The following is a 12,664-nucleotide window of genomic DNA, read 5'->3' as shown; positions in this document are numbered from 1 at the left end:
TGTTGAGTAACTAGTTTTTTGGTTTTGTTATCAATTAATTTTCTTAACTGAACTGTATTGGGGCATAGGGCATGGGAAAATTTTCATGCTTGTTTGTGCCAAAATCTGCCGTGAATGGATAATTTGAAACAAAAGAGGGCGGGCTTTCCGTCCCACCCTACAAGAAGAATTTAGATTTTGATGATGTTAGGAAATCCCTAACAATTCCACTCAATTACTAAACTGTACTCAACTGTTTAATTTGGGGATTTGCTTCTGCACTATCAGCTTCGGAAGGTGGAACTAATTGCCAGAATTTAGGTAAGAATTCTTGCCAGTTTTGCAGAATTAACTTCGCTTTTGGTGAACCAGTGCGATCGCAATGGGTTTGAATTAATTCTTGCAGTTGTTTCTCCCCGGCTTCTGTGACTACTCGCTGAATTTTGACAATGTCCTTATTGACTAATTCAGGGAAAGAACCATCTTCATCCAAGAAGTAAGCTAATCCTCCAGTCATCCCCGCAGCAACGTTGCGCCCAACTTTACCCAGGACGACAATCACACCACCAGTCATATATTCACAGCAGTGATCGCCTGCGCCTTCAATGACTGCTAAACCTTTGGAGTTACGTACAGCAAAGCGTTCTCCTGCTAGACCGTTGGCAAATAGCACCCCACCTGTAGCACCGTAGAGGCAGGTATTGCCAATAATTACGTTTTGTGCAGGGTTATAGGTAGCATTAGCGGGAGGTTTGATGATGATTTCACCACCATGCATTCCTTTACCGACATAGTCGTTAGCTTCTCCTTCTAGACGGAGAATCATCCCAGGTAGGTTGAAAGCTCCAAAACTTTGCCCTACACTACCTTGGAAGTTGAGATGAATTTGTCCTGCGAAGCCGCTATCGCCATATTCAGATGCGATCGCACCTGCTAATCTTGCACCGACTGTTCTATCGGTGTTAACGATTTTCACAGTTTTAGCGATGGTAGATTGGTGAAAAATTGCCGCTTTAATATCTGGATCGGCTAGCAATTCATCATCTACAACCGGGCCGTTACTGTGAACTTCTTCATGCACTAACCAGCTACGGTCATTTTTGGTATCTGGTAGCTGCACTAAGCAGTTGAGATTGAGTGATTGGGTTTTGGCGAGTTTGATATCCTCACGCTGTTTTAGCAAATCTGCACGTCCAATGACTTCCGATAGCGAACGGTAGCCTAGTTTCGCCAACAGACTCCGCACTTCTTCTGCAATAAAGTAGAAGAAGTTGACCACATGTTCGGGCATACCGGAGAACCGTTTACGGAGTTCTTCTTTTTGGGAAGCAACACCTACAGGACAGTTATTGGTATGGCAAATCCGCGCCATAATACAGCCTTCAGCAATCATGGCGATGGAACCAAAACCGAATTCTTCACCGCCCATCAATGCACCGATTAGCACATCCCAGCCACTCTTGAGACCGCCATCTACACGCAAAATGACGCGATCGCGCAGGCTATTTTGCATCAGGACGCGATGTACTTCACTTAATCCGAGTTCCCACGGTGAACCCGCGTGTTTAATCGAACTTAGCGGTGACGCACCTGTACCGCCGTCATGACCAGAAATCTGGATGATATCAGCGTTAGCTTTCGCTACCCCAGCCGCAATGGTACCAATACCAATTTCTGCAACTAACTTCACAGATACCTGTGCTTTCGGGTTAATTTGATGCAGGTCAAAAATTAGCTGGGCGAGGTCTTCAATAGAGTAGATGTCATGGTGTGGTGGTGGGGAAATTAATGTGACACCAGGCTTGGAACGCCGCAACATCGCAATGTAAGGACTGACTTTCGGCCCTGGTAATTGTCCACCTTCCCCAGGCTTGGCACCTTGAGCAATTTTAATTTCAATTTGTTTGGCGCTAGCTAAGTAACCAGGTGTGACACCAAATCTTCCCGATGCAACTTGCTTAATGGCGCTGGAAGCTGTGTCACCATTCCGCAAACCTCTTAAGTGGGGGAGAGTAGCTGAGTGACCAGATTCATCAACATCATCCAAAACTTTGTAGCGGACTGGATCTTCGCCACCTTCCCCAGAGTTGGATTTACCACCAATCCTGTTCATGGCGATCGCTAAAGTTTCGTGGGCTTCTCTGGACAACGCACCTAAAGACATTCCACCTGTGCAGAAGCGTTTGACAATCTCGCTGACTGATTCCACTTCTTCTAAAGGAATGGAGGCGCGATCGCTTTGGAAATCTAACAAGTCACGCAAAGCCGTAACTGGGCGATTTTTCAGGTGTTCTTTGTACACTTCGTAGTGGTCGTATTGCTTCCCATCGACTGCTTTATGCAATGCTTTGGCCAGTTCGGGGCTATTCATGTGATATTCGCCGCCACGACGGTACTGCACAAAGCCCAAGTTTTCTAGTTTCTTAATTGTGAGTTCGGGGAAAGCTTTGTGATGGAAGGAGAGAATTTCCTGGGCTAAGTCACTGACAGTCAACCCACCAATGCGGGAAGCTGTACCTTTGAATCCTAGTTCTAGCAAATCTCTACCAATCCCAATAGCTTCAAAGATTTGCGCTGCTTGATAGCTGGACAGCAAAGAAATTCCCATTTTCGAGAGAATTTTTAGCAATCCAGAGGCGATGGCTTTGCGATAGTTAGCGATCGCTTGGTCTAGGGTAATGCTAGCAATTTGACCCCTAGCCATAAACTGCTGCGTCTTGGGATCGCCCCACCAATCGCGGACAGTATCTAAAGCCATGTAAGGACAAACTGCACCAGCCCCATAGCCAATCAAACAGCCAAAGTGATGAGTACTCCAACATTGAGCAGTATCAACAATCAGGGATGCTTTCATCCGCAACCCTTCACGGATCAGGTGATGGTGTACTGCACCTACAGCCAACAGTGGTGGAATATAGCTGTATTCGGTTCCTAGGGAAGAGCGATCGCTCAATATCAAAATCTTGGCACCCGCCCGTACTGATTCCGCAGCTTTGGCTTGTAAAGCCTCTACTGCTGCTTTTAAGCCTTCTGGCCCTGCAGCAATTTCAAATAAAGTTGACAATTGAGCAGTTGTAAAGCCAGAGAGTTTGATCGCCTCTAATTCTGCTTCGGTCAGGACTGGTGAATCTAGTTTGATTCTCTTAGCATATTCTGGCTTGACTTCTAGTAAGTTACCCCGTTCGCCTAGCTCGACTTTCAGAGACATAACTAGCTTTTCTCTGAGGGGGTCAATAGCTGGGTTGGTGACTTGAGCAAAGCGCTGCTTGAAATAGTCATACAGCAAGTGGGGTTTTTCAGACAACACTGCTAGGGGAATATCATCACCCATACAGAAGGTTGGCTCTGAACCTTGCATAGCCATTGGCTGAATCACCATTTCCACATCTTCTGTGGTGTAACCAAAGGCTACTTGATGTTGCAACAAGGTTTTTCTGTCAACTGTTTCTGCGGCTAGGTGTTCATTATTAGTTGCAGCATAGCCGTTACCGTTGCTGTTGGTTGCACCATTGCCATTACCATTGCTGGCTGCAGAATAATCAGCTACCAAGGATTTCAGGTCTTGGCGATACTTTTGCAACCATTCCCCATAGGGGTGTTGCTTGGCAATCCGCTGCTTAATCTCCCAATTTTTGAGCACTTCATTGGTAGTTAAATCCACGGCAATCATTTGCCCTGGGCCCAGTCTACCTTTTTCCACGATGCTAGCTTCCGGTAAATCTACTACACCAGCTTCGGAAGCGACGACGATGTAGTCATCTTTGGTGATTGCATAGCGAGCAGGTCTGAGTCCGTTACGATCTAATGTGGCACCAACTTTTTGCCCATCACTAAATACTAAAAGGGCTGGGCCGTCCCAAGCTTCTTGCAAGCCGCTGTAGTACTCGTAGAAATCGGTAATCTCAGGATAATCCTGTAATGAAGGCTGATTTTGATAAGCTTCTGGAACCAGCATCATCAAGCCTTCCAAAGGACTGCGTCCAGAACGCACCAATAGTTCTAAGACGTTATCTAAGGTGGCAGAGTCGCTGTTGTCAATATGAACTAAGGGCTTGAATTCCTCAATGCGAGACTCCTGCGGAGAGGCTGCGCCAACGCCCCAAACTGGATGGGCTAAACTCGCTTCTCGCGCCATCATCCAGTTAATATTACCCAATAAAGTGTTGATTTCGCCATTATGACCCAACAACCGCATTGGTTGTGCTAAGGGCCATTTGGGCATAGTGTTGGTGCTAAATCGGCGGTGATAAACAGCAAAGGCACTTTTGTAAGCGGGATTTTTTAAATCGAGATAAAAATCTCCCAACACCGCGGAACGCACCATGCCTTTATAGACAATTGTCCGGCTCGATAGAGAGCAAACGTAAAAATCCTCGGAGATGTTTTTTGCAGCTTTAAAAATGCGACGACGGGTAATATACAGCGCCCTTTCTAGTTCTTCACCACTTTTGTTGGCAGCAGCTAGAAAAATTTGCTCAATTTGGGGTTGATTTTCTTTTGCTTGTATCCCTAATGTCTCAGGCTTTACTGGAACTACGCGCCAGCCCAGTACCGTGAATTGTTCTTCAGCCGCAATTTCTTCAACCATTGCTCGGGATTTGGCGGCTGCTTGGGGGTCTTGGGGTAAAAAGATCATCCCCACAGCCAAATTACCTGTAGATGAAGATTCTATCCCCCTTTGGATATACTCTTGCTGGAACAACTCCCAAGGTATGGCGGTCAATATACCTGCACCATCCCCGGAATCTTGATCGGCACTACAACCACCCCGATGTTCTAAGCAAGTTAAGGCTGTTAAGGCTTTGGCAATAATTTCGTGGCTCGCAGAATTTTGGCGATGGGCGATGAATCCCACACCACAGGCATCTCTTTCCTCAACTAACCACCTTTGACCCTGATAACTATCTTTTTCCCTATCTGCAAATGACATGTTCTGCACTTGATTCCTTGGTGTATTATTCATAGCCTAATCCTGAAATGCTGAGTTACTAATTTTGCCGCCGCCAATGAGAAAAATTTCTAAGATTTCGCAATGGAGAATATAAACATTCACCGAAATTTAGGGAAAAAAAATTTTAACTTCGGTCAGTTGTTGTTGTTCTCCCGTGTTAAAATAATCGCGTTATTTTTTTATGTGTTTATGCTGAGTTAGACAAATTACTTTTGCCCTAAATGTCTTTATATTGATATCCTGCGTGAAGCTAAGTAGTTTCTCAATTCTTGCTTTTCCAGATGATGGCTATTTTTCAAGTAAAGCTAGTAATAGCTCACCTGAAACGAAAATCAATCTGATCGCTTCACTAAATTTTGTTGCCGAAATTACCTGATTGCGGTAACAAAATCAGCCTATTACACTATATGCCCATTTGACAATTCCTAAATATTTCTGTTGTTATCTAGATTTTGGTTAATTATCGATTGCCACTTGCGTTACTACTAGCTATACCTCACTTAAGTAGCAACAGTAGCAAACATCGGTGAGGAGGGAATATTTTAATCCAGCGCTAATCTCTAAAACTGCCGTTTTAGACTACTGGAAGTGCCAGTTAAAACACTTAATTGCAGTGGTTGTTTAGTCAAAAATGCCCTTTTGTGTCTGCAAGAGACAACAAGCCATCATATATAGTATCACGTTTTTTCAAAGCTTTGATCGTTATTGTTTTAGATTTCTGCATCATCAGTCAATATCAATTTTGGGTGATAGCTTTCACAAGTACCAGCAAATCATGTTAAAAATGCCGCATAATTATCGACACAAATGCCATACTGCTGTGTTTAAAAGAAGTCATAGCAGGTTGGTTTTGGCTCCGATTTCGCCAATAATCGCTACAGCGCTGTGTTTATATACTACCAGTGCTACAAGGGCCCAACAGTTACCCCCAACAAATATTTCCACACCATCAATCAAGCCCCAGTCTACTCAAGCTCCCTTTTCTAGAGTCATCGCCTCTGGCAATCAAATATCGCTCAATGGTCGTACTTTATCAGGAGCTTGGTTGCAGCGACCAGGAACTACCGATCAACTGACAACTCATCTGAGTGATGGTGTACTCAGGCAATTAATTGGCATAGATTTGTTGAGCAGCAACAATCCAGCTAGACAACCCATAAATTGGTTTTCGTATAGCACAGCACCATTAATTTTAGATGCTTGGTTGCAAAGAGGATATCGTTATTTAGATATTACTAGTTTTGCTCAAACAGCAGGATGGCAGATACAAGCCAATGGCAACATTTTAGCAATTTCTACACCTGCTGCGAATGTCACAGAAATCTCACAAAATCAAGAAAGTTTTGGCGATCGCGTCATTATTAATTTAGACCGACCAACTCCTTGGCAAGTTACACAAGAATTACCAGCTAAAAGTCCGCAAGATCCGGATACAGCAACAGCTAAACCTGCGAAAATTCCTCATAGAGTCTGGAAAATTGCTATCGATGGCATTGCTGATCCAGCTTTAATCCAAAGGTATACTCCCTTACCACCAGCACCCTTACCAGCGCCAATACCAAATCTGCTCAAACAATTATTACCCACCCCTGCACCAGAAACACTAATCAAGCAAGTAGAAGTAGCGAACAACCAAACGGTAATTAGTTTGAGCATTCCGTTTGGGTTGTCTCCCCGAATTAATACTGTTGCTAACCCCAACCGCTTAATTATCGAAGTTCGACCCGATGCGTTAGTAGAAAAGAATATTACTTGGGCTAGGGGATTGAATTGGCGACAACAGTTAGTTAATTTAGGCACAGATCGCTTTCCAGTTGTTTGGTTAGAAATTAATCCCCGTGCTTTTGGGCTAACGCTCAAACCTATTCGCGGTAATGTTAATGGTGCGGTAGGGACTGCACCGTTAATTCAAATGGCCCCTAAATTCTCAGCAGCAGCCGCAATTAATGGTGGTTATTTTAACCGCAATAATCGCTTACCACTGGGTGCCATTCGTCAAAATGGTCAGTGGATATCAGGCCCGATATTAAACCGAGGTGCGATCGCCTGGAATGATTCCGGCGAATTTTATTTTGATCGCCTCACCTTACAGGAAACTTTAATTGGGCCGAATAATTTGCGATCGCCAATTCTGTTTGTTAATAGTGCCTATGTTCAGAGTGGTATTGCTCGTTATACGCCTACTTGGGGTCAAACTTACACTCCCCTTACAGATAACGAAATCATCTTAACTGTTCAGCAAGACCAGGTTACCAATCAATTACCAGGTGGTAAAGCTGGGCAAACTAACTTTCCTATTCCTCCAGATGGCTATCTTGTCACTTTACGAGGTAATGCAGTGAATACTGCTGCCCAACTACCCGTTGGCAGCGTAGTTAGCATTACAAGTGGCACAATTCCTCATGAATTTAATCGTTATGCCAATATCATCGGTGCGGGGCCACTACTCATCAAAAACCGTCAAATTGTCCTTGATGCTAAGAGCGAAAAATTCAGTGATGCTTTTATTGCCGAAAAAGCAATTCGTAGTGGTATTTGCACAAATGCTACAGGTAATTTGATGATTGCTGCTGTACATAACCGTGCTGGCGGCCCTGGCCCTACATTAGCGGAACACGCAAGGCTGATGCAACTTCTAGGTTGTGTAGATGCTCTCAATTTAGACGGTGGTAGCTCTACCAGTCTCTACTTAGGAGGGCAATTAATAGATCGTTCTCCCAGTACCGCTGCACGTGTCCACAACGGCATAGGTATTTTCTTAGAACAAAAGTGATTTAGGGCATAGGGCAATTCAATTTTGGATTTTGCGAAAAGTTGCGTGCGGGGGTTCCCCCCGTTGAGCAAACTTTTCAAGACGGATTTGCAATTTTGGATTAAGGTTTAAATCTAAAATCCAAAATCTAAAATCTAAAATTCCCAATTCCTTCATAAAGTTAAGAAAAAGCTGCCCTTGTGTTTGATGAAGAATTGGTATAGACGCTGTAGTTTTAGTAGCAGTCTTTTACATCCTCAAGATTGCTTTTGTTATCGTTGGCAAGGTGCGACACGATTCTCGATTTTCGCAACTGCACGGTAACGCCAGAATTCTCATCAATGGTTCCTAAAGTACAGACGGTTTGTTATGTCTTTAAATGAGGTTACTATGGTTCAAATTTCAGAAACAACACAAACTAACGCTCTGCCCTTACCTCCAGCGATAACTTCCAGAGGCGTTGCAGCAACTGAATTACGCCCTTGGGGTTCTTTTACAGTTTTAGAAGAAGGGCGAGGATATAAAATTAAACGTATTGAAGTAAAGCCAGGACATCGCCTCAGCCTGCAAATGCATCATCACCGTAGCGAACACTGGATTGTTGTGTCTGGTACAGCTAGGGTAGTTTGTGGAGAAAAAGAAGTTTTGTTAAGCAATAATCAGTCTACCTATGTACCTCAATGTACAGCCCACCGCCTAGAAAATCCTGGCGTAATTCCCTTAGTGCTGATTGAAGTACAGAATGGTGAATATTTAGGTGAAGACGATATTATTCGCTATCAAGATGATTATGCCCGTACTGGCGATCAAAGCCGTTAAGATGCGATCGCTCATTTAGCCCTATTCTTGCCTTATAAGTTTTCTATACTCATCCCACCGCATAAAAGGTGGGATTTTTTATGATTTGGGGTTTGGTAATGGGTAATTGGTAACGGAAATTTCTCTCCTGCTTCCTCATCTCCCTCATCTCCCTTATCCCCAATCACCAGTCCCCAATCCCCATTCTGTAATACTGTAAATATGGAGTTGGAAATTTGTACAATAAATTCCATGATGCAATTGAGTCCAGCCGCTGCCAGTGAAATTAAGCGATTAAAGTTGAAGCAGCCGCAAAACGTTTTATTCCGTTTAGCAATTAAACCCGGAGGTTGTTCTGGGTGGTTTTATGATACGTCTTTTGATGAGACAGTAAAAGTCAGCGATCGCGTATTTGACCTGAATGGCATCCAGTTAGTTGTAGATGCAGATAGTTTAAAATACGTTGATGCATTAATAGTTGATTATTCAGAAGATCTGATGGGTGGTGGCTTTCGCTTCCAAAATCCTCTAGCAAGTTCTATTTGTGGCTGTGGTAATTCTTTTAACTTAAATCAAGATTCATTGAGCAATAATCAGTAGTAAAAACAACTATTTCTGAGCAATTGACCCAAATCACAAATAATAATTGACATGAAACCTTGAAAAAAGTTATAATTAGGATTTGTTAAAACTTAGACACTAAGCAGCTTACGCGCTGTAACTCATGCCAACAATACAGCAGCTCATCCGTAATGAACGCGAACAAGCGCGTCAGAAAACCAAATCTCCGGCTCTGAAGCAATGCCCACAACGTCGGGGTGTTTGTACCAGAGTATACACAACTACGCCTAAAAAGCCTAACTCAGCACTGCGGAAAGTGGCAAGAGTCAGGCTGACTTCTGGATTTGAAGTAACAGCTTACATTCCAGGTATTGGTCACAACCTACAAGAACACTCAGTTGTGATGATTCGTGGCGGTCGGGTTAAAGACCTTCCTGGCGTGAGATACCACATCATTCGTGGAACTTTAGATACAGCCGGAGTCAAAGACCGTAAACAAGGGCGTTCCAAGTATGGAACCAAGCGTCCCAAAGCAGCGAAAAAATAGGAAATAGGCGGTTAATCGCATGAATTACGATTAATCGTCTAGCCTAGAATAGCTGAGGGAGAAAAAACTGGCATTTGCGATCGCAGCATTAGTTATAGTTCTTGTGTCTGTATCCACAAATCAAGTCCTGCACTAAGCGAGCAAGTGTAGGATATTTTGATCCGAATCGTATTTGAGTGACAGCAACGCTTTAATCTAAATATTAAGGTTTATTAACGTTGTCGCCTTGTTTGTCTGATGACAGGTAACAAGTAAAGTAAGTTTGCCTGGCTGCATCTGTAAGATGAAAAAATTGAGGAAGTTTGAGCGGCGTTTCCTACCGCTTTTAGTTTCCGGTGTCTGATAGCATATAATTTCGTTGCCAAAACCGAATTAAGGGTGAAGTATGTCACGTCGTGGTGTTAGTCAAAGGCGACCAGTTCCGCCTGACTCAGTTTATAATAGCCGCCTAGTTAGCATGATCATGCGGCGAGTAATGCGTCATGGTAAAAAATCACTTGCAGCACGCATTGTTTATGATGCATTAAAAACTATCGAGGAACGCACTGGTAATCCTGCTCTAGAGACCTTTGAAAGAGCAGTACGGAATGCAACGCCTCTAGTAGAAGTAAAAGCTCGCCGGGTTGGTGGAGCAACTTACCAAGTACCAATGGAAGTGCGTTCAGAACGGGGTACTACCCTAGCGCTACGTTGGCTGGTACAATTTTCTCGTTCTAGAGCCGGACGGACAATGGCAGGCAAATTAGCTAATGAGCTAATGGATGCTGCTAATGAAACCGGCAATGCCATTCGTAAGCGGGAAGAAACACACCGCATGGCAGAAGCCAACAAAGCCTTTGCTCACTATCGTTACTAATTTTAGAAGCGATATATCGCGCATTCAAAAGCGATATATCGCGGATTTTCAAAAAAGACGGTTTTCCGTAAAAGTATAGAATCTTAACAAAGAGTAATATACAAGATATCATGAGGCAAAAACTATAGGAGGCTACTGTGGCACGTACGATCCCGCTAGAGAGAGTACGCAATATCGGTATTGCGGCGCATATAGATGCGGGCAAGACAACAACAACAGAGAGAATATTGTTTTACTCTGGGATAATTCATAAGATTGGCGAAGTCCATGAAGGAACCGCCGTCACAGACTGGATGGAGCAAGAGCGGGAGAGAGGAATCACCATCACCGCGGCTGCTATTAGTACCAGCTGGAAAGATCATCAAATAAACATTATCGATACTCCAGGTCACGTTGACTTCACTATTGAAGTTGAGCGCTCCATGCGTGTGTTGGATGGTGTAATCGCCGTGTTCTGTTCTGTAGGTGGCGTACAACCCCAATCAGAGACAGTATGGCGGCAAGCAGACCGCTATAAAGTGCCGAGGATAGCCTTTATCAACAAGATGGATCGTACAGGCGCGAACTTCTATAGAGTTCACGAACAAATGCGCGATCGCTTGCGAGCTAATGCTATTGCCATTCAACTGCCAATTGGTAGTGAAACCGAATTTAAAGGCATCGTTGACCTGGTACGGATGCGTGCCTATATTTACAACAACGATCAGGGAACAGATATTCAGGAAACTGAAATTCCCGCCGACTTGCAAGAGCAAGCAGCAGAGTACCGCACCAAACTGATCGAAGCGGTAGCAGAAACTGATGACGATCTGATGACTAAGTACTTCGAGGGTGAAGAACTTACAGAAGCAGAAATTCAGGCTGCTCTGCGAAAGGGAACAATTGCAGGTACGATTGTGCCAGTGCTTTGCGGTTCAGCATTTAAAAACAAAGGCGTACAGCTAATGCTGGATGCAGTTGTAGATTACTTGCCAGCACCAATTGATGTACCAGCAATTCAAGGTACATTGCCTAATGGTGATACCGTTGAACGTCGGGCTGATGATAACGAACCTTTATCAGCGCTGGCCTTCAAGATTATGGCTGACCCATATGGTCGCTTAACCTTTGTACGCGTTTATTCTGGTGTCCTGAAGAAGGGTAGCTACATTCTCAACGCTACTAAAGGTAAGAAAGAACGCATCTCCCGCTTAGTTATTTTAAAAGCCGACGAACGACAAGATGTCGAAGAAATGCGGGCTGGTGATTTAGGCGCAGCTTTGGGTTTGAAAGATACCTTAACAGGTGACACAATTACTGATGAAGGATCACCAGTAATTCTGGAATCTCTATTCATTCCTGAGCCTGTGATCTCGGTGGCGGTTGAACCCAAAACCAAGAACGACATGGATAAGTTATCCAAGGCACTGCAATCTCTCTCAGAAGAAGACCCGACTTTCCGTGTCCACGTCGATCCTGAAACCAACCAAACAGTGATTGCAGGTATGGGAGAGCTACACCTGGAAATTCTCGTAGACCGGATGTTACGCGAATTTAAAGTGGAAGCAAATGTGGGTGCACCCCAAGTAGCTTACCGCGAAACAATTCGTAAACCAGTCACCAGAGTTGAAGGTAAATTTATTCGCCAAAGTGGTGGTAAAGGTCAATACGGTCACGTTGTGATCGATTTGGAACCAGGTGAACCTGGTAGCGGCTTTGAATTCGTTTCTAAGATTGTTGGTGGTTCCGTACCCAAAGAGTACGTTGGCCCCGCAGAACAAGGAATGAAAGAATGCTGCGAATCTGGTATTTTAGCTGGCTATCCACTCATTGATGTGAAAGCTACTTTGGTTGATGGCTCTTACCATGATGTAGACTCTTCAGAAATGGCTTTCAAAATCGCCGGCTCTATGGCGATGAAAGAAGCGGCTCACAAAGCTGCGCCCGTTCTTTTAGAGCCTATGATGAAAGTCGAGGTTGAAGTTCCAGAAAACTTCCTTGGCGATGTCATGGGTGACCTCAATTCCCGTCGTGGGCAAATTGAGGGTATGGGATCTGAGCAAGGTCTTGCTAAAGTGACTGCTAAAGTCCCATTGGCAGAAATGTTTGGCTACGCCACCGATATCCGGTCGAAGACTCAGGGTCGGGGCATCTTCTCAATGGAGTTTAGCCACTACGACGAAGTGCCTCGCAACGTGGCTGAGGCAATCATTGCAAAAAGCAAAGGGAACGCTTAATTAA

General features: G+C 44.1%; 8 protein-coding genes. 6 read left to right on the top strand and 2 right to left on the bottom strand.

All coding sequences use genetic code 11. The features are described 5' to 3' along the window. Positions 1-217: 217 nt before the first annotated feature. Positions 218-4,942 carry a glutamate synthase large subunit gene (gltB, locus tag HG267_RS23165; RefSeq protein WP_045868175.1) on the bottom strand — a complete coding sequence of 1,575 codons (4,725 nt, stop codon included), beginning with the start codon at positions 4,940-4,942 and terminating at the stop codon, positions 218-220. A 763-nt stretch (positions 4,943-5,705) separates the two neighbouring features. On the opposite strand from gltB, the gene HG267_RS23160 reads away from it, so the two are divergent. Beyond that, positions 5,706-7,703 carry a phosphodiester glycosidase family protein gene (locus HG267_RS23160; RefSeq protein ID WP_071989342.1) on the top strand — a complete coding sequence of 666 codons (1,998 nt, stop codon included), beginning with the start codon at positions 5,706-5,708 and terminating at the stop codon, positions 7,701-7,703. Positions 7,704-8,072: 369 nt separating this feature from the next. Continuing rightward, positions 8,073-8,501 carry a phosphomannose isomerase type II C-terminal cupin domain gene (locus tag HG267_RS23155; RefSeq protein ID WP_045868881.1) on the top strand — a complete coding sequence of 143 codons (429 nt, stop codon included), beginning with the start codon at positions 8,073-8,075 and terminating at the stop codon, positions 8,499-8,501. A gap of 32 nt (positions 8,502-8,533) precedes the next feature. Here the strand turns inward: HG267_RS23155 and HG267_RS23150 are convergent, their stop codons facing one another. Next, entirely contained in the window at positions 8,534-8,734 is a 201-nt protein-coding gene (locus HG267_RS23150) for a hypothetical protein (RefSeq protein WP_045868174.1), read from the bottom strand. On the opposite strand from HG267_RS23150, the gene HG267_RS23145 reads away from it, so the two are divergent. From HG267_RS23145 to fusA, 4 genes are all read left to right on the top strand, one after another. Continuing rightward, positions 8,733-9,080, top strand: a complete 348-nt coding sequence (locus HG267_RS23145; protein WP_045868173.1) for a HesB/IscA family protein — start codon at positions 8,733-8,735, stop codon at positions 9,078-9,080. The genes HG267_RS23150 and HG267_RS23145 overlap by 2 nt on opposite strands. Before the next feature lie 124 nt (positions 9,081-9,204). Continuing rightward, on the top strand, positions 9,205-9,588 hold the full coding sequence (gene rpsL, locus HG267_RS23140; protein ID WP_045868172.1) for a 30S ribosomal protein S12: 384 nt from the start codon (positions 9,205-9,207) through the stop codon (positions 9,586-9,588). Between the two features lie 385 nt (positions 9,589-9,973). Continuing rightward, on the top strand, positions 9,974-10,444 hold the full coding sequence (rpsG, locus tag HG267_RS23135; RefSeq protein WP_045868171.1) for a 30S ribosomal protein S7: 471 nt from the start codon (positions 9,974-9,976) through the stop codon (positions 10,442-10,444). Between the two features lie 137 nt (positions 10,445-10,581). Continuing rightward, a complete protein-coding gene (gene fusA, locus HG267_RS23130) occupies positions 10,582-12,660 on the top strand; it encodes an elongation factor G (protein WP_045868170.1) in 2,079 nt (692 codons plus the stop codon). The last annotated feature ends 4 nt before the right edge of the window (positions 12,661-12,664 follow it).

It is taken from the genome of Tolypothrix sp. PCC 7601, from assembly GCF_025677855.1.
In the GTDB taxonomy this organism is placed as follows: domain Bacteria; phylum Cyanobacteriota; class Cyanobacteriia; order Cyanobacteriales; family Nostocaceae; genus Aulosira; species Aulosira diplosiphon.
The sequence above is the reverse complement of the archived record's forward strand: the minus strand, read 5'-3'. Positions and strand labels throughout refer to the sequence as shown.

Bases quoted from the DNA above. Each gene is read 5' to 3' on its own strand.
- gltB (WP_045868175.1), bottom strand. From the start codon at position 4,942: ATGAATAATACACCAAGGAATCAAGTGCAGAACATGTCATTTGCAGAT.
- HG267_RS23160 (WP_071989342.1), top strand. From the start codon at position 5,706: ATGTTAAAAATGCCGCATAATTATCGACACAAATGCCATACTGCTGTG.
- HG267_RS23155 (WP_045868881.1), top strand. From the start codon at position 8,073: ATGGTTCAAATTTCAGAAACAACACAAACTAACGCTCTGCCCTTACCT.
- HG267_RS23145 (WP_045868173.1), top strand. From the start codon at position 8,733: ATGATGCAATTGAGTCCAGCCGCTGCCAGTGAAATTAAGCGATTAAAG.
- HG267_RS23150 (WP_045868174.1), bottom strand. From the start codon at position 8,734: ATGGAATTTATTGTACAAATTTCCAACTCCATATTTACAGTATTACAG.
- rpsL (WP_045868172.1), top strand. From the start codon at position 9,205: ATGCCAACAATACAGCAGCTCATCCGTAATGAACGCGAACAAGCGCGT.
- rpsG (WP_045868171.1), top strand. From the start codon at position 9,974: ATGTCACGTCGTGGTGTTAGTCAAAGGCGACCAGTTCCGCCTGACTCA.